Source organism: Georgenia halophila, from assembly GCF_039541595.1.
Map to the genome: position 1 here is coordinate 65,156 of NZ_BAABGN010000008.1, position 15,956 is coordinate 81,111.

Annotated in this window: 15 protein-coding genes; 5 read left to right on the forward strand and 10 right to left on the reverse strand. The window is 71.9% G+C overall.

The genetic code is table 11. From position 1 onward, the window contains the following. The first annotated feature begins 58 nt into the window (after positions 1 to 58). Positions 59 to 1,057: a TIGR03557 family F420-dependent LLM class oxidoreductase gene (locus ABD907_RS09310; RefSeq protein ID WP_345215971.1), complete on the forward strand. Its 999-nt coding sequence runs from the start codon at positions 59 to 61 to the stop codon at positions 1,055 to 1,057. Continuing rightward, entirely contained in the window at positions 1,054 to 1,833 is a 780-nt protein-coding gene (gene cofE / locus ABD907_RS09315; protein WP_486334068.1) for a coenzyme F420-0:L-glutamate ligase, read from the forward strand. Before ABD907_RS09310 ends, cofE begins: the two co-directional genes overlap by 4 nt. Positions 1,834 to 1,837: 4 nt before the next feature. On the opposite strand, the gene ABD907_RS09320 is transcribed toward cofE, so the two are convergent. Beyond that, the gene (locus ABD907_RS09320) at positions 1,838 to 2,494 is read right to left on the reverse strand and encodes a response regulator (protein ID WP_345215972.1); all 657 of its coding nucleotides are present in this window, start codon (positions 2,492 to 2,494) and stop codon (positions 1,838 to 1,840) included. Then, positions 2,491 to 3,660 carry a sensor histidine kinase gene (locus ABD907_RS09325; protein ID WP_345215973.1) on the reverse strand — a complete coding sequence of 390 codons (1,170 nt, stop codon included), beginning with the start codon at positions 3,658 to 3,660 and terminating at the stop codon, positions 2,491 to 2,493. The genes ABD907_RS09320 and ABD907_RS09325 overlap by 4 nt, the downstream gene beginning before the upstream one ends. A gap of 128 nt (positions 3,661 to 3,788) precedes the next feature. Here ABD907_RS09325 and ABD907_RS09330 point away from each other — a divergent pair, with 128 nt between their 5' ends. After that, positions 3,789 to 4,889: a DUF418 domain-containing protein gene (locus ABD907_RS09330; protein ID WP_345215974.1), complete on the forward strand. Its 1,101-nt coding sequence runs from the start codon at positions 3,789 to 3,791 to the stop codon at positions 4,887 to 4,889. Here the strand turns inward: ABD907_RS09330 and ABD907_RS09335 are convergent. Further along, positions 4,802 to 7,543: an HNH endonuclease signature motif containing protein gene (locus tag ABD907_RS09335; protein WP_345215975.1), complete on the reverse strand. Its 2,742-nt coding sequence runs from the start codon at positions 7,541 to 7,543 to the stop codon at positions 4,802 to 4,804. The two genes, ABD907_RS09330 and ABD907_RS09335, sit on opposite strands and share 88 nt — an antisense overlap. A gap of 445 nt (positions 7,544 to 7,988) precedes the next feature. Between ABD907_RS09335 and ABD907_RS09340 the strand changes: the two genes are divergently transcribed. Next, positions 7,989 to 8,852, forward strand: a complete 864-nt coding sequence (locus ABD907_RS09340; protein WP_345215976.1) for an SDR family NAD(P)-dependent oxidoreductase — start codon at positions 7,989 to 7,991, stop codon at positions 8,850 to 8,852. On the opposite strand, the gene ABD907_RS09345 is transcribed toward ABD907_RS09340, so the two are convergent. The 5 genes from ABD907_RS09345 to proC form a co-directional block, all read right to left on the reverse strand. Beyond that, positions 8,813 to 9,679, reverse strand: a complete 867-nt coding sequence (locus tag ABD907_RS09345; RefSeq protein ID WP_345215977.1) for an ABC transporter ATP-binding protein — start codon at positions 9,677 to 9,679, stop codon at positions 8,813 to 8,815. The two genes, ABD907_RS09340 and ABD907_RS09345, sit on opposite strands and share 40 nt — an antisense overlap. Further along, a complete protein-coding gene (locus ABD907_RS09350; RefSeq protein WP_345215978.1) occupies positions 9,676 to 10,683 on the reverse strand; it encodes a putative F420-0 ABC transporter permease subunit in 1,008 nt (335 codons plus the stop codon). The genes ABD907_RS09345 and ABD907_RS09350 overlap by 4 nt, the downstream gene beginning before the upstream one ends. 29 nt (positions 10,684 to 10,712) lie before the next feature. Continuing rightward, positions 10,713 to 11,756, reverse strand: coding sequence for a putative F420-0 ABC transporter substrate-binding protein (locus tag ABD907_RS09355; RefSeq protein WP_345215979.1), 1,044 nt, complete (start codon positions 11,754 to 11,756; stop codon positions 10,713 to 10,715). Between the two features lie 132 nt (positions 11,757 to 11,888). Next, positions 11,889 to 13,142, reverse strand: coding sequence for an endonuclease/exonuclease/phosphatase family protein (locus tag ABD907_RS09360; protein ID WP_345215980.1), 1,254 nt, complete (start codon positions 13,140 to 13,142; stop codon positions 11,889 to 11,891). A gap of 66 nt (positions 13,143 to 13,208) precedes the next feature. Further along, positions 13,209 to 14,018, reverse strand: coding sequence for a pyrroline-5-carboxylate reductase (proC, locus tag ABD907_RS09365; protein ID WP_345215981.1), 810 nt, complete (start codon positions 14,016 to 14,018; stop codon positions 13,209 to 13,211). Positions 14,019 to 14,066: 48 nt separating this feature from the next. Between proC and ABD907_RS09370 the strand changes: the two genes are divergently transcribed. Next, positions 14,067 to 14,822 carry an SDR family oxidoreductase gene (locus ABD907_RS09370; protein WP_345215982.1) on the forward strand — a complete coding sequence of 252 codons (756 nt, stop codon included), beginning with the start codon at positions 14,067 to 14,069 and terminating at the stop codon, positions 14,820 to 14,822. A 3-nt stretch (positions 14,823 to 14,825) separates the two neighbouring features. Here ABD907_RS09370 and ABD907_RS09375 read toward each other — a convergent pair whose 3' ends face one another. Together ABD907_RS09375 and ABD907_RS09380 are read right to left on the reverse strand one after the other, a co-directional pair. Further along, complete coding sequence (locus tag ABD907_RS09375; RefSeq protein ID WP_345215983.1) at positions 14,826 to 15,794, reverse strand: AEC family transporter; 969 nt, start codon at positions 15,792 to 15,794, stop codon at positions 14,826 to 14,828. Continuing rightward, positions 15,791 to 15,934, reverse strand: a complete 144-nt coding sequence (locus ABD907_RS09380) for a hypothetical protein (protein ID WP_345215984.1) — start codon at positions 15,932 to 15,934, stop codon at positions 15,791 to 15,793. Before ABD907_RS09380 ends, ABD907_RS09375 begins: the two co-directional genes overlap by 4 nt. Positions 15,935 to 15,956 lie beyond the last annotated feature (22 nt).

Consider the following 15,956-nt stretch of genomic DNA (forward strand, 5'->3'; position numbering starts at 1 on the left):
TGACGCTCTGAGTGAAAGGCCCTGCCCGGAGGTGGTGGCCACCTGACAGGATTGGGTCATGACTCTGACGATCGGTTATGCGGCCGCGCTCGAGCAGTTCCACCCGACGGAGGCCGTCGAGCTCTCGGCGCTGGCGGAGCACCACGGGTTCTCCGGCGTCATGGCGGCGGACCACTTCCAGCCGTGGACCCCGACCCAGGGCCAGGCGGCGTTCGTGTGGAACGTACTGACCGCCGTCGGGGAGCGGACGAAGGGGGACTTCGGACCCGGCGTGACCGCCCCGACGTTCCGGTGGCACCCCGCGATGGTCGCGCAGGCCTCGGCGACGGCGGCGGCGATGTACCCGGGACGGCACTGGCTCGGCCTCGGGTCGGGAGAGGCGCTCAACGAGCACATCATGGCCGGGTACTGGCCGGAGGCGCCGGAGCGCATCAACCGGATGTTCGAGGCGATCGAGATCATCCGCAAGCTCTTCACGAACTCGCTGGCCGGCAAGGACGCCAAGCACTCCGGCCAGTTCTACAAGCTCGAGTCGACCCGGTTGTGGACGATGCCGGAGGAGGCGCCCCCGATCTTCGTCGCCACCGGCGGCCCCGTGACCGCGCGGCGGGCCGGCAAGCACGCCGACGGGCTCATCACGGTCGGCGCGCCGCTGGAGAAGATCTCCGGACTGTTCGAGAAGTTCGCCTCCGGGGCGAAGGAGGCCGGCAAGGACGCCGACTCCATGCCGAAGGCCCTGCAGCTGCACGTGTCGTGGGCGCCGACGGACGAGGAGGCGCTGGCCAACGCGATGACCGAGTGGCCGAACGGCGGGATGAAGTTCCCGAAGGCCGACGTCCGCTCCCCGTTCGACTTCGCCGCGATGGCGAAGATGGTCCGTGAGGAGGACTTCGCCGGTCGGATGGTGATCTCCTCGGACCCGGACGAGCATCGTGCCGAGATCCAGCGCTACGTCGACCTCGGGTTCGACCGGATCTACCTGCACAACGTCGGGCGCAACCAGGCGGAGTGGATGGAGGTCTTCGGTCGCGACGTCCTGCCGAAGCTCAACCGGTGAGCGCCGAGCCGAGCGGCGGCAGCGCCGTGATGGCCGTCGCCCCCGAGGGCGTGCCCAACGTCACCGCGAGCGACGATCTCGCCGCTCTGTTGACGCCGGTGCTGCACGGTGTGGTGTGGCCGGACGGGACCGCCGGCGTGGGGGACGGCGACGTCGTCGTCATCTCGTCGAAGGTGGTCTCCAAGGCCGAGGGGCGTCTGGTGGCCGCTCGGGACGACGCCGAGCGCGAGTCCGCGATCGACGGGGAGACCGTCCGCGTGGTCGCTGAGCGGCCTAAGCCCGACGGCGGACGACTGCGGATCGTGGAGAACCGCCTCGGCCTCGTGATGGCGGCGGCCGGCGTCGACACGTCGGACGTCCCTCCGGGCACCGCTCTGCTGCTGCCGGAAGACCCGGACGAGTCGGCGCGACAGATCCGCCGTGGTCTGAACGCACGCCTCGGCTCGCGACCGGGCGTGATCGTCTCCGACACGGCGGGCCGGCCGTGGCGCCGCGGGGTCGTCGACATGGCGATCGGCGCGGCCGGCATCACCGTGCTCTCCGACCTGCGTGGGACCCGCGACCAGTACGGGCGCGAGCTGGAGACCACCGTCATCGGCGTGGCCGACGAGATCGCGGCGGCGGCCGAGCTCGTCAAGGGCAAGATCTCGGGGCGCCCTGTCGCCGTCGTGCGCGGCATGGCCCATGTGGTGACCGCGGAGGACGGCGAGGGCGCGGGGTCGCTGGTGCGCCCGCCCGAGGAGGACATGTTCCGCCGGGGCGTCAGGGAGACCTGACCGGTCAGCGTTTTGGCAGTCGGTCGAGGTCCAGGCGGGCATCACGGGCAAGGAGCCCTGCCTGCAACCGGCTCTCGCAACCGAGCTTGCGCACCAGCGACGATACGTGCCCCTTGACGGTGGCCACGCTGATCCCGAGCTCCTGTGCGACCTGGACGTTGGAGAGCCCGGCGGCGAGGCCGCGCAGCGTCTCGAGCTCCCGATCGGTCAGGGCGCGCCGGATCATCGTCACGAGCGTCTGCTGGCTCGATGCCTGGCCGGTCAGGTGGTGGACCACGTGTGGTGAGAGGACCTGTTGGCCCGATGCACACACGTGGACAACGTGCACCAGCTCGGCCGGATCGCTGGACTTCAGGACGTAGCCGGCGGCACCCCGGGCCAGCGCCGTCGCGACGTCGCGGTCGGTGTCGTACGCGGTGAGGACGACGACCCGGCATTCCGGTGCCTCGGCCGTGATCGGTGCGATCGCCTCCAGTCCGTCACCGCCGGGCATCCGCAGGTCGAGGAGCACGACGTCAGGCTCGAGTCGTGCGGCGTTGCGCACGGCTTCTGGGCCGTCGTGCGCCCAGCCGAGGACGCGGATCTTCGGGTCGCTCAGCAGGATCGCCTCCAGATGGCGGCAGATGACCGGGTCGTCGTCGACGAGCAGGACACGGATCATCGGTGGGCCTCCGTCCGAGTCCCTGTGCGCGGCTCAACCTCCGGCATCGGGCGTGGCAGCTCGACGTCGACCTCGAAGCCACCTTCCCGAGTCCGGGCCGCGGTCATCGTGCCTCCGCGCTCGGAGACGGCCGCCTGCAATTCAGCCAGGCCGGTGCCAGCGCCCGGTGAGGTCCAGGCGTGCTGCGCGGAGGTCCAGGCGTGCTGCGCGACGGCCTTGTCCGGATCGGACGGGTTGTCGTTGCGCACGAGCAGACGGACCGAACCGTCGCGCACGGCCAGGTGGACGCCGACGACGGCTCCGGGCGCATGTTTGCGGGCGTTGGCCAAGGATTCCTTGGTCGCTCGGGCAAGAACCTCGAGGCTCGGGTCGTCGGCTGGAAGCTCCGGGCCGGCCCGTCGCAGCGTGACCTGCTGGCCTGCGTCGACCGCTTGGTCGACGACCTCGCTGACTTCTGGGCCCGCCCGGCGGTGACGGTCGGTGGCCGTCCCGGGATCCGACAGGGCGGTCACCATGTCCTGCAGCTCCTTCATCGCCTTGACACCATTGCCCCGGACTGCCTCGATCTCCGCCCGCAGCTCAGGGTCCGAGGTCCGTAGCGAGAGCGAGCCGGACTGCATGACGACGAGTGTGACCCAGTGGGTCACGGCGTCGTGCAGCTCCCCGGCCAACCGGCGTCGCTCCTGTGCCCGGGCCGCGAGCTCCTTCTGCTCAGCCAGTTCGTCGAGCGCGTGGGCTCGCCCGCGGGAGTAGAAGCCGGTGAGGGCGGCGGCGCCCGCCACGAGGATGCCACTGATCGGGTCTCCGGCCCTCCACAGATCCGCGCCGGCGGTCCAGCCGAGTGCCATGAGAGCGCACCACGCCAGGCTCGATCCGAGCCGCTGCCCGTGGCGCACGACCCAGTACGGCGCGACCAGGGCGGCATACGAGGGGACGACTACCGAGAGGGTGGCCAGCACGGCCGCGCAGGTGGCGGGACGACGGCGGCGAAGGGCGACGAGGACGACGGCGGAGACCACATGGACGCTGACGACGAGCCAGGGCGGAACGGGTAGCAGGAAGTCGATCGCGGCGCCGCGCAGCAGATCACGCCAGAGGCCGGCGACGACGACTGCGGCGACGAGAATCACGTCGCGGGCCTGCTGCTCCGTTCTCAAACGCTTCACTGTCGTCATCCTGCAGCAAGCGCCTCGGGAGGAAGGCCAAGCTCGCGACGGCACGCTCCGTGTACCCCCGACTTTGGTCGTGCCCGAGTGTCTTGTGGCCGGGCCCGTCCCGCGAGTGGGGTGGAGGTATGACAGGCATGAAGCGCATCGAGGACCTCGACGTCGTGCGGGGGTTCGCCCTGTGCGGCATCCACGCGGTCAACATTTACCAGCAGGTGATCCTGCCGAAGCTCTACCCGGAGGGGATCGGCTACGGGTTGGCAGAGATGCCCGACTTGGTGCGCTACGGCCTCTACGAACGGTTCTTGCCCATTTTCACCCTCCTCTTCGGCATCTCTTTCGGGATCTTCCTGATGCGTGCCGGTGCAAGGACCGACCGCCCGCGAATCGTGCTGGCCCGGCGACTGCTGGCACTGGGCGTCGTCGGCGCCGTGCACCAGATCGTTCACCCCGGCGAGGTGCTGCTGGTCTATGCGGTCATGGGGCTCGTGTTCCTGCTTCCGGCGTCCTTCCTCGGCGGAGTCGCGGCCTGCGTCTCAGGCGTGGTGGTGATGTTGATCGGCGGCCAGTTCATCCCGGGGTACGGGGTGATGCCCGGACTCCTGGTGCTCGGCTTCGGGCTTGCCCTGCTTCGGGTACCGGAAGGGTTGGCGCGCCATGCCGGACGAGTCAGCATCGCCTTCGCCTGCTTCGCGTTGGTCGCGCTGATGTACGCGTGGACGTCCTACGAGGGCATCGCTCTGCCGTCCCTGTCCCTCGGCTGGACTAGCCTCACCGCGCAGCTCGTGGCGGTCTGCACCGGCCTCGCCTATGCCACCGGCATGGTCCTGCTCCTGCGCACCCCGTTCGGACCGGCGCTGCAGGTGGCGCTGGCACCGATGGGCCGGATGGCTTTGACGAACTACCTGATGGCTACCGTGCTGCTGCTGACGCTTGCGCCTGTCTTGGGTATCGACGACCTCAGCGACACGGCCATGGTCGCGGTGCTGACGGTCGGCATCGTCGTCGTCGAGGCAATCTGGAGCTGGCTGTGGCTCGCGCGCTTCCGGTACGGACCGGCCGAGTGGGGATGGCGCTGCCTGACCTGGCGGGAGCGAGTGCCGATGCGGCGTGGCCGTCCGGTCGACGGCGTCGGTCGTGGTCAGAAGGGTGGCGGGTCGTCGGTGTCGTCGGCGCGGAACGTGGCGGGCGAGGCGGGCGAGGCGGGCGTGCCGGGTGAGCCGTTGTGACGGGCGGGGAAGCTGGGCGGGGTGGTGATCTTGGTGAGGGTGATGGTGCCGTCGCGGTCGCGGCGGTAGGTGTGCCCGGTGGGGGTGGTCCAGACGAAGATGCCGTCTTCGGGCTGGGTGACGTGGAACGCGCCGACGGTCTTGAGGAGGTGGTCGCGGGTGCACATCGGGCCGTTGTTGCCCGAGGAAGTCGTCCCGCCGGAGGCCCAGGACTCGGTGTGGTCGATCTGGCAGTCCTGGGCCGCGACGGTGCAGCCGGGACGCACGCAGGTCCGGTCGCGCAGGCGGACGAGTTCTTGGAGGGCGGCGGGCGGCCGGTAGCGGGTCCGGCCCAGATCGACCGGAGCGCCGGTCAGGGGGTCGGTGACCAGGCGGCGCAGGTTGCCGTAGGCGGCCAGGGTCACGGCTTGGTCGGCGGTGATGGCGCCGTAGCCGGCGAGCACGGCGGCGGGTTGGGCGGTGTCGTCGAAATCTTCCTGCGGCGGTGTCTGCATCTCGTCGGTGCTGGGCAGGGTCGTCTCGTCGGTGGTGGGCAGAGTCGTCCCGGTGGTGGTGGGCAGAGTCGTGTCCGCGGGATCGGGTGTGCTGTCTCGGGTCTCTCGAGCGGGTTGCTGGTCGCGGTTGTGCTGCGCGGCCTGTCTGGCTTGGGCGGTGAGGAGGACGTCGAGGGGGACGGTGACCCGGATCTGGGGTCGGGTGATGCTCAGTCGTTCGCTGCCTCGGCGCAGGAGTGCGGCCAGCAGTGGTGAGATGACCGCGACCTCGGGGACGGCGCTGTCCAGGTCGGGGAAGCGTCCTTGCACGGGTGGGCCGGCGCGGTCCTTGCGTCGTCCGGTGTAGAGCTCGGCGGGAATCGCCCGGCCGGGCGGGCCGGGACGCTCCTCACTGCGGTCACCGCTACCGGCGTCGCGATCGTGGTCGGTGGTCGTGGCCCCATATTCCCCGGTGCTGGCGTCCGCGTCAGGCGGGCTGTCGCCTTTGCGTTCGTGCGGCCCAGCCTGCCCTTCCGGCTCGTCCCGGGCGGTCGAGCGGGTTGACTCGGCCTCGGCGTGAGTCAACCTGGACGCATGGAGCGCGGTGACCGTGCCGGCGGTTGGCTCGTCGCTGTCCGTTTCGTTGTCCGCTTCCCATGCACCATCGGCAGCGGCACCGTTCCTTGCCTGTGCTTCGGCGGCGGAGGGCTCGCCCGCGGGGCGCTCGCCGTCGCCGTGGGCTGTCGTGTCCGCGGTCCCGCCTCCGGTGGCGGGTTCGTCGGCTCGGCTGGACCCGGGATGGTCGGGAGCGGAAGGCTGGCAGGCCGGGCCGGTGCAGGCCTCGGTCGAGACCTCCTCGAGGCCGGCGATGGTGGCCGGGTCGGCGTGGGGGCCGGTGTCCCCGGTCAGGATCGCGGCGTGGGTCATCGCCAGGAGCACGTCCGCGCGGAGCTGGTCACTGGTGCGGGCATCACCCGAGGCACGAGCCGACTGCGCGGCCGCGGTCAGGCTCTGGTCGAGCTGGACACAGTCCTCCGCGGGCAGGACCGCGCTGATCGAGCCCATCCCGTCAGCCAGGACCCGCGGGCGGGTCACCCGGCGGCGGGACCGGGCCCGGTCATGACGGCGTTGCGCCTCTTCGGGGTCGACCTCCAGGAGCCGCTGCTGCAGATCCTCACGCAGCTGCGGCACCGTACGACCGCTCGCCGCGGGGAGCACGTCTTGTTCGACCATCCACCCCACCGCCGTGGGCGAGGAATCCAGCGTGGTCACGATCGTGGCCGCCTTGCGGTAGTCCACCTCCCCGGTCGCCAACGCCCGCCCGGTGTCCTCGAACTCAGCCCCCAGGCCGCGGCCCACCCGCACCAAGGTGGCAGCCTCCCGACGCGTCAGAGCCAGCCGCATCGCGACCTCCTCGGCCGTGGGATCGACCCGCGCACGAGAATTCAACGTCGCCGGCTTCTCCTCGGGATGGTCGAACAGCTCCGTCCCGCGTGACAGGGCCGCCGCCGCCCGCGCGGCCGTCGCCGCGGCCCAGGACTCGACCCGCCTGGCAGCGGCGAGGACCTCCACCCCCGCGACCCGGTCCACCTGCCCCGGATCGATCCCGGCGAGTACCGCGGCAAGCTCCGGACCACCCGGCATCGCCGCGAACACCGAGACCCCCGCCCCCAACTGCTCCGCGGCAGCAGCCATCACCCTCGCCTGCTCCACCTCCCACACCGACCGACCCTCACCGTCCCCGGCCCCATCGCCGTCAGCAGGGTCAGCGGCAGCACCAGCAGCGTCCTCGACACCCTCGCGGGCGGCGCAGGCCCCGCCATGGCCATCGCCATCGGCATGGGCATCGGCGTGTGTGTCGGCGTCGGATCGAGGAACCGGCTGCGCCGGGCCGGCCTCGGGAAAGGGATCGACCGGCAGATTCTCCGGGTCACCCGTCGGAAACGGGTCCTCACCCGCCCCGCACAGCACCTCCAGCATCTGGACCGCCCACGGGTCACCCGCGTCCGCCTGCACACCCAGACCCGCCAACCCGATCCCGCGCACCACCCGCGCCTCAGCGATCCGGGCCTCGAGGTCCCTCTGCTGGACCAGAGCACGCTGATGAGCGCACGGCCGGCCACCCACGCCGTCCTCGGCACAACAGAACCCGCCCCCCGCGAGCACCCGCCCTACATCCATACTCGAACACTAGTTCGGACCACTGACATCGACACAGTGGGTGTGCACAGACCCTTAGCGCTGGACCCCGCCGGCCGGCGCAAACACTCGGGGCCACTCGGTGCCGAACGTCAGCGGGTCGGGAAGCCGGCCTGAGGCGCTGCCACCGGTCCGCCTGGCCGCCGACCGCCGGGATCTCTGGCCGCCACCTCCGGCTCCTCGCCACCTCCGGCTCCTCGCCACCTCCGGCTGACGTGCAGTCCGTGGACTGTCCCCGCGACCGACCGCTGGCGCGGCTCGTCTGGACGCACCACGGTAGGGATGACAGACCGCAGACCGCAGACCGCCGTCCAAGGCCCCTTGCCTCGGTCCGGCCGAGTCAGGTCGGGAGCAGCGAGGAGCCCCATATCTCACGAGTCCGCTCATCATCAGCAGAGCGAAGGCCGCCTTGACACAGGAGTCCGCCATGACACGGGAACCAGAAGTCCGGACGGCCCTGGTCACGGGGGCGTCGACCGGCATCGGCGCCCGGACGGCATCGCGCCTCGTCGACGCCGGCTACCGAGTCTTCGGGACCAGCCGTCGGGGCCGTGGCGACCACGACGGCGTGCAGATGCTGCAGATGGACGTCCGGGATGACGAATCGGTGAGGGAGGCCGTCGGCGCAGTCACCGAGGCAGCGGGCCACATCGACATCCTGGTGAACAACGCCGGCGTCGCTCACCAGGGATTCGCCGAGGAGACCGGTCGCGCCGAGGCCGACGCCGTCTTCGAGACCAACTTCTTCGGCCCGATCCGCGTGACGGACGCGGTGCTCCCACAGATGCGCCGGCGCCGCAGCGGTCGGGTGATCAACGTGGGATCGCTCGCCGCGTGGATCGGCGAGCCCGGGGAGACCATGTACGCCGCATCCAAGGCTGCGCTCGCCCGCTACTCGGAAGCGCTCCGGCACGAGGTCTGGCACCTGGGCATCTCTGTCAGTCTGGTCGAGCCCGGCGCTTTCACCACGGGCGTCCTCGGCGCGGCCTCCGGCCACGACGACCATGCCGGTCACGCCGACCACACCGGCCACATCAGCGACTACGACGGGCCCCGTGAGCTCGCCCGGCGGACGCTCGAGAAGAGCCTGCGGCACGGCGGCGACCCGAACGATGTCGCCGACCTCATCGCGGCCGTCGCGAGGACCGGTCAGCCCCGGTCACGTTACGGCGTGGGCCGTGAGGCCCGGCGGATCCCGATCGTCAAGGCCGCCGTGCCGCAGCGTCTGACCGACTACCTGCTGCGCCGCGCCTACCAGCTGCCGGGCCGGTCCATCACCAGCAGGTCGTGACCGGCGGCGCTCACGCGGGTCGCCCGGACCCTATACACCTCGCTGACCAGCTCGCCCGTCAGCACCTCCAGCGCCGGCCCGGCTGCCACGGCGCGACCGCCGGACATGACCACGACGTGGTCGGCGTACCGCAGGGCGTGATTGAGGTCGTGCAACGCTGCGAGCACCGTCACGCCGACGTCGCGCAGCTCTCGCGCGAGCGCCAGCACGTCCAGCTGGGCGGCGACGTCGAGGTGGTTCGTCGGCTCGTCGAGCATCAGCAGCTGCGGCTCCTGCGCCAGCGCACGCGCGAGGTGGACCCGTTGCCGCTCACCGCCCGAGAGCGTCGCGAAGTCGCGGTCCCGCAGCTCGGCGGCCCCTGCCTGCTCCAGCGCGGCCTGCGCCACCGCGAGGTCCGTCGTCGAGTCCGCACCCCAGCGCGGCCTATGGGGCGTGCGGCCGAGCAGCACCACCTCCAGGACGCCCCGCGAGACCTCCGTCGCGCTGTCCTGCTCCACCATGGCGATCTTCCGTGCCCGATCGCGCCGCGACATCCGGCCGAGCTCCACCTCGTCGACGAGCGCCTTTCCCGACGCGGGCAGAGCGCCGGCGAGCACGCGCAGCAACGTCGACTTGCCGGCGCCGTTGGGACCGACCAGCGCGGTGACGGCCCCAGCCGGCACGTGCGCGTCCAACCCGTCGAGGATCGTCGTCTCACCCTGGACGACCCTCAGACCGGTCAGCTGTAGGCCGGCACCGCCCGACGGTCCAGCACCGCCCGATCGTTCCCCGCGCCGGTCTAGGCCAGACTGCAGTGCCGTGCCGTTGGTCATCTGCGTCCCAGTCATGTCGAGGCCCTCCTTCGCAGCAGCACGGCGAACACCGGCGCACCCACCGCCGCCGTCACGATCCCGACCGGCAGCTCGCGGGGCTCGAACAGGCTCCGTGCGCCCGTGTCCGCCAGCAGCAGGAACGTCGCGCCCGCCAGCGCCCCCACGGGCAGCACGCGGTGGTGGCGTTCACCGACCAGCAGCCGCACCGCGTGCGGCACCACCAGACCGACGAACCCGATCGCGCCCGAGACGGACACCAGGATCCCGGTCAGGAGCGCCGCCACGCTGAGCAGCAGCCACCGCGTCCGCGTCACCGAGACCCCGAGCGACGCCGCCGAGATGTCACCGAAGGTGAACGCGTCGAGGCCCCGGGCCTGCAGCGCCAGGAACGTCCCGGCCACCGCCGTCGCGCCGAGCGCCACGTACGCCTCGGACCACGTCGCCCCGCCGAACGAGCCCATGAGCCAGACGAGGATCTCCCGGTACGAGTCCCCGGTCGAGGACCAGAACAGCACAAAGCTCACGACGGCGGACGCGCCCTGCGCCACCGCCACACCGGCCAGCACGGTCCGGACCGGGCTCAGCCCGCCGCCGCGTCCGGTCGCCAGCGCGAGCGTCAGCACCAGCGCGCCGAGGCCGCCGAGGAACGCGGCCACCGGCAGGGCGGTCCCCAGACCGAGCACGAGCACCAGCACCGCACCGACCGATGCCCCCGAGGACACACCGAGCAGGTACGGGTCGGCCAGCGGATTGCGCGTCAGCGCCTGCATGACGGCGCCGCACAGCGCCAGACCTGCGCCGACGGCGGCCGCGGCCACCACCCGTGGCGCTCGGCCGTCCCAGATGATCGCGTTGGCGATCCGGTCCAGCGGGTTCTCCGCGCAACCTTGCGCCACGGACGAGCAGACGTGGTGCCACGCCGACGTCCACACCTGCCCCGTCGAGATGCCGGCCTGACCGAGCGTCAGCGCCCAGCCCGCGACGATGACGAGCACGACGACGAGCGCCACCAGCGTCACGCCGGTGGCCGCTCGAGGACGTGGGCTGGTCAGCGCGGCACCTCGAGCTCGGCGAGCTGCTCGGCGAGGTCCACCGCGGCCGGCACGTTCCGCACGCCGGCCTCCGTGGCCGGGAACGGCACCACCAGGTACCGGCTCTCCCGCACGGCCGTCAGCGTGGACGTGACGGGGTTGGACTCCAGCATCTCGATCTTGTGATCGGCGGTGTTCCACGCGGAGTTCACCAGGACGATGACGTCCGGGTCGGCGTCGGCGATGGCCTCCCAGCCCATCGAGGTCCAGGTGTCCTCGACGTCGCCCGCGATGTTCTCCAGCCCGACCGCGTCCATGATCATCTGCGGCGCACCGATCCCGGCGCCGACGTAGGGGACGTCGTTGCCGGACGAGTACCACAGCGCGCTCAGGCCCTCACCGGTCGGCTGCACGGCCTCCAGCGCGGCCCGCTGCTCGTCGACGAGGTCCGCGGCGGCCTGCTCCTCGTCGAGCATGCGCCCGACCTCCGTGATCTCCTCGAACACGAGGTCGAACGTGAGCTGGTCCGGCTGGTGCTCCGCGCCACGGCAGGCCGACGGCGAGACGTACGTGGCCACGCCCAGGTCGCCGTACATCGACCGCTCGCCCGCGCCGTCCGCGCTGAGGTTCGACTCCCAGCCCGCGTAGACCAGGTCGGGCCCGAGGTCGAGGACCGCCTCGGAGGACGGGTTCTCCTCGGCCAGCACCGGTACGTCGGCCGCCTGGTCCGCGAGGTCGTCCGGCAGCTCGCCGTCGGAGAAGGCCGTTCCGACCAGGCGGTCGCCGGCGTCGAGCGAGAGCACCATCTCGGTGGCGGAGGACTTGATCGTCACGATGCGCTCGGGCGGGGCCTCGAGCGTCGCCTCGACGCCGCACGAGGACACGGTCATCGGGAAGCCGGAGGACCGCTCCGCCGTCGGGCCGGTCTCGGCGCGGCTGGACGGCGGGGCCGAGCCGGGCCCGTCCACGGCGGCGTCGGCGGTGCAGCCGGCGAGGCTGACAGCGCCGAGGAGGGCGGCGCCGCGCACGAGGGCACGGCGGGACGGGCGAGTGAAGGGCACGGCAAGCTCCGGTCAGGACAGCGGGAGGTTGTCGCCACAGTCACTGCGCTGCAGCCCGGCCGGCAGGTCCAGATCGGGACCCACGCTCCGGACGAACGTCCGGGGCCGACCCTCATCCTACCCAGAGCAGGCTCAGTGCAAGCCGGGCACCCAGAGGTCGACCCACACCGAGCGGTGGTCCGACGTCGGGAACGGTTCGACGCCCGTCAGCTCCGAGCCGGGCTCGTCGGCCGCCGGCCAGAACACCCCGGCGTCGCGCACGGGCAGGTTCTTCGACGGCAGCGCGTAGTCCACGCGGAGGTTCCCGGGGGCGGTGTCGTCGAAGTCGGCGGTGTCCAGTGCGGGGTCACCGTCGTGGAAGGCGTTGGCACCGCCCTGGACCTCGGCGGCCTCGACAGCGCCGTTGGACACCGGTTCCGGGTCGTTGACCCGTGGGTGCTCGAGCAGCTGCGTGGCCGCGCCGTTCACCGAGTCACCGTCCTCGGGGTCGGCGTTGTAGTCGCCGACGATGACGAATCGGCTGCCGGGCTTCAGGCCTCCGGTGGTGCCCTCGTCGTCGTAGATGTAGGAGCTGCGCTGAGGGGAAGCGACGTAGTCCGACCAGAACCGGATCTCGTCGTGGTTGCGTCGGCCGTTGCGGTCCTCGGGACCGTCGAACGACGGCGGTGTCGGGTGGGCGGCGAGGACGTGCACCGTCGTGTTGCCCACCTCGATCGGGATGTCCCAGTGCGACTTGCTGGACAGCCGCAGCTCTTTCAGCTCCGCCGCGCTGTACCAGTCCGCCGGACGGTCGGTCGCCGGGTCGTCCGGGAGCAGTGCGCCCGGCATGTCCTGCCAGAGGAAGTTCTGGAAGGTGCGGACCGCGTCGGTGTCGATGGGGTAGCGGGACAGGACGACCATGCCGTACTGGCCGGCGAACTCGCCGAAGCCGAACGCGTCGTCGGCGGTCCCCGTCTCGCCGTCGTTGTTGAGGTCGAAGCCGGAGTCGACGCCGGTGTTCACCGGTGCCGTGTACGCGTACCGGTACTCGATCGGGTCCTCGCCGTGCTGGCTCACCTCGAGGTACTCGTCGCGGAAGAGGTCCACGGCCTCGCCGGCCTCGTCGTAGTCGAACTCGTTAAGCAGGACCACGTCCGGACGGGTGGTCTGCAGCACCTGCGCGATGGCGGCTGCCTGCTCGTCGCCGGCCTCGAGGTCGGCCACCAGCTGCCCCTCGCTCGGCCGGTTGAGCGAGACGTTGTAGGTCGAGACGCGCAGCGCCTCGCGTGCCGACGCCGCTTCTGGCGACGACACGGGGGTCGCGACCGCGGGCGCGCCCAGGGCGATCACGCCCACCAGGGCAGCCGTCACGGACGCAAGAAGGCCCGTCAGTCGTCGCTCACGCATGCCACCACGGTAACAACGCCTTCCGACAGCAGGAAGGGCCTGCCGCACACGGCCGAAAAGTCGTCCTCAGCCGAGCTCGCCGTCCCGGTCGACGGCGGCCTGCACCCCGCGGGCGACCGCAGCCGAGAATCCCGCGTCCTCCAGCGCCACGATCCCCGCGATCGTCGTGCCGCCGGGGGAGGAGACCATGTCCATGAGCTCGCTCGGGCGCAGCTCCCGCTCCAGCAGCGTGCGCGCCGTCCCGAGGAGCATCTGGGACGCGATGGAGACCGCCTGGGCCTTCGGCATGCCGTTCTTCACGGCGGCCCGCGCGAGCGCCTCGACGTACAGCGAGGACCACGCTGGTGCCGAGCCGGCGAGGGCGGCGTAGGCGGGGAAGAGCCGCTCGGGCAGCACCGTCGCGGCGCCGACCGCCTCGAACAGGTCGACGACGGCACTCACCTGGTCGGCGGACGTCGCCTCGTTGCCGCACACGCCCGCCATCCCCGCGCCCACCATGGCGTTGACGTTCGGCATGACCCGGACGACCGACTGACCCTCGGGCAGCATGGACCCGAGCGTGTCCAGCGTCAGCCCGGCCGCCAGGGAGACGACGAGACTGCCGTTCTCCGCCAGCGCGCCACGCAGCGGCTCCAGCACGTCGGCGAAGAGGTACGGCTTGACCGCGACCACCACGAGGCCGCCCGGGCCCGTCCACTCGACGAGCTCGGTGTTGTCCGCCAGCGCCGTCACCCCGGTCTCGGCGGCGAGCGCCTCGGCGGAGCGGCCGTGCGCGGAGGTGACGGCGACGTCCTGCGCGTCGAGAGCACCACCGGCCACCGCGCCGCGCACGATCGCCCCGGCCATGTTCCCCGCCCCGATGAATCCGACCTTCATGCGGACGATCCTGTCACGACGGCGCTGGGTGCGGGCATGATCGTGCCCATGAGTACTGCTACGAAACGTGCCCTCGTCACCGGAGCCTCGACCGGCATCGGCGCCGCAACTGTGCGCCGTCTGCGCCGCGAGGGCTGGGACGTCATCGCCACCGCCCGCCGCGCCGACCGGCTCGCCGCCCTCGCCGAGGAGACCGGTTGCACCACCGTGACGGCCGACCTCACCGACGAGACTGACGTCGCGGACCTCGCCGAGCACATCCGCTCCACCGGACCGCTGCACGCGCTGGTCAACAATGCCGGCGGCGCGCTGGGTACCGACCCGGTCGAGCAGGGAGACATCGCCGAGTGGCGGCGGATGTACGAGATCAACGTCATCTCCACCCTCCGCCTCACCCAGGCCCTGCTGCCGCTGCTGCGCGCCGACGGCGGGGGTGACGTGCTCGTCCTGACCTCCACCGCGGCCCACGAGTCCTACCCCGGCGGCGGCGGGTACACCGCGGCCAAGCACGCGGAACGGATGATCCCGGACACGCTGCGGCTCGAGCTCGTCGGCGAGCCGGTGCGGATCCTCGAGGTGGCACCCGGGATGGTGAAGACGGAGGAGTTCTCGCTCAAGCGGCTGCATGGCGACGCCGACGCCGCCGCGAAGGTCTACGCGGGCGTGGCCGAGCCGCTGGTCGCCGACGACGTAGCCGACGTCATCGCCTTCGCACTCACGCGGCCCGCCCACGTCAACCTCGACCGGATCATCATGCGGCCCCGCGCCCAGGCGTCGAGCACCGTCGTGCACCGGGAGGGCTGAGGCTCACAGGCCGGGCACGAACAGCGCCACCATGACCGGGATCGTCAGCAGCGAGGCGAGCGTGGTGGCGGCGATCGTCGCGGCCGCCGGCCGGCCGTCGCCGCCGTACTCGCGCGCCAGCACGAACGCCGTCGTCGACGTCGGCATCGCTGCCATCAGCACCAGCGCCCCGGCCCACAGGGGCTCCAGCGACGGTGCCAGCACCTCCAGCACGAGCCAGGTCACCACCGGTACCGCGAGCAGCTTGGCCACCACGACGACGATGACCGCCGGGGCATGCACCCCGCCCGAGGTCAGGGCGCGCAGCGACGGACCCAGCGTCAGGCCCACGGCGATCAGCGCGGCCGGCACCGCGGCGCCGGCCAGCATCTCGACGGTCGTGGCGAGCACGGCGGGCAGCGAGACGCCCAGCTGGGCCACCAGCAGACCAGCGACCACGCTGATCGTCACCGGGTTGAGCAGGACGGCGCTGCGCGTGGTCTGCCAGACGGTCGTCGCCAGGCCGTCATTGCTGCCGCTCGACCCCCGGCGGGACGCCGCCACGATCGGGTAACCCAGCATGAAGACGACGTTGTGGGCCAGCTGCACGACGCCGGCCGCCAGCGCCGCGTCGTCACCGAGCAGGCCCACCGTGACGGGGATGCCGAGGTACCCCGTGTTGCCGTAGCCGGCGGCCAGGGCCAGCTCGGTCCCGCTGCCCCGGGCGCCGCCGCGCGCACCGGGGATCGCGGCGAGGACGGCCACGACCACGGCGGCCAGCACCGCAGCCACGACGACGACCGTCGGGATGCCGCCCGAGCCGGCCGGCGCCGCGCCGGCGAGCGAGTCGAAGAGGAAGCACGGCAGCGCGACGTAGAAGACGAAGGCCGTCAGGGCGGACTCGGCGCCGGCGAAGCGCGGGAGCCGCCCGAGCGCCAGCCCCACGCCGAGGATCACGAAGAACGGCAGCAGCGCGCCGACGGCGGCACTCACCCCGGCAGGCCCGTTCCGGCCCCGCCGCGGGCGGCCAGCTCCCGGGGGAGCAGTGACGCGACGATCGTCTCGTGGACGGGCGTGGCGAGCCCGAGCTGTCGACCGTGCGCCACCACGGCGCCGTATACCAGGCAGCGCATCCGGGACCTCCGTCAGTGGTGA

Bases quoted from the DNA above. Each gene is read 5' to 3' on its own strand.
- ABD907_RS09310 (WP_345215971.1), top strand. From the start codon at position 59: ATGACTCTGACGATCGGTTATGCGGCCGCGCTCGAGCAGTTCCACCCG.
- ABD907_RS09320 (WP_345215972.1), bottom strand. From the start codon at position 2,494: ATGATCCGTGTCCTGCTCGTCGACGACGACCCGGTCATCTGCCGCCAT.
- ABD907_RS09330 (WP_345215974.1), top strand. From the start codon at position 3,789: ATGACAGGCATGAAGCGCATCGAGGACCTCGACGTCGTGCGGGGGTTC.
- ABD907_RS09335 (WP_345215975.1), bottom strand. From the start codon at position 7,543: ATGGATGTAGGGCGGGTGCTCGCGGGGGGCGGGTTCTGTTGTGCCGAG.
- ABD907_RS09340 (WP_345215976.1), top strand. From the start codon at position 7,989: ATGACACGGGAACCAGAAGTCCGGACGGCCCTGGTCACGGGGGCGTCG.
- ABD907_RS09345 (WP_345215977.1), bottom strand. From the start codon at position 9,679: ATGACTGGGACGCAGATGACCAACGGCACGGCACTGCAGTCTGGCCTA.
- ABD907_RS09360 (WP_345215980.1), bottom strand. From the start codon at position 13,142: ATGCGTGAGCGACGACTGACGGGCCTTCTTGCGTCCGTGACGGCTGCC.
- proC (WP_345215981.1), bottom strand. From the start codon at position 14,018: ATGAAGGTCGGATTCATCGGGGCGGGGAACATGGCCGGGGCGATCGTG.
- ABD907_RS09370 (WP_345215982.1), top strand. From the start codon at position 14,067: ATGAGTACTGCTACGAAACGTGCCCTCGTCACCGGAGCCTCGACCGGC.
- ABD907_RS09380 (WP_345215984.1), bottom strand. From the start codon at position 15,934: ATGCGCTGCCTGGTATACGGCGCCGTGGTGGCGCACGGTCGACAGCTC.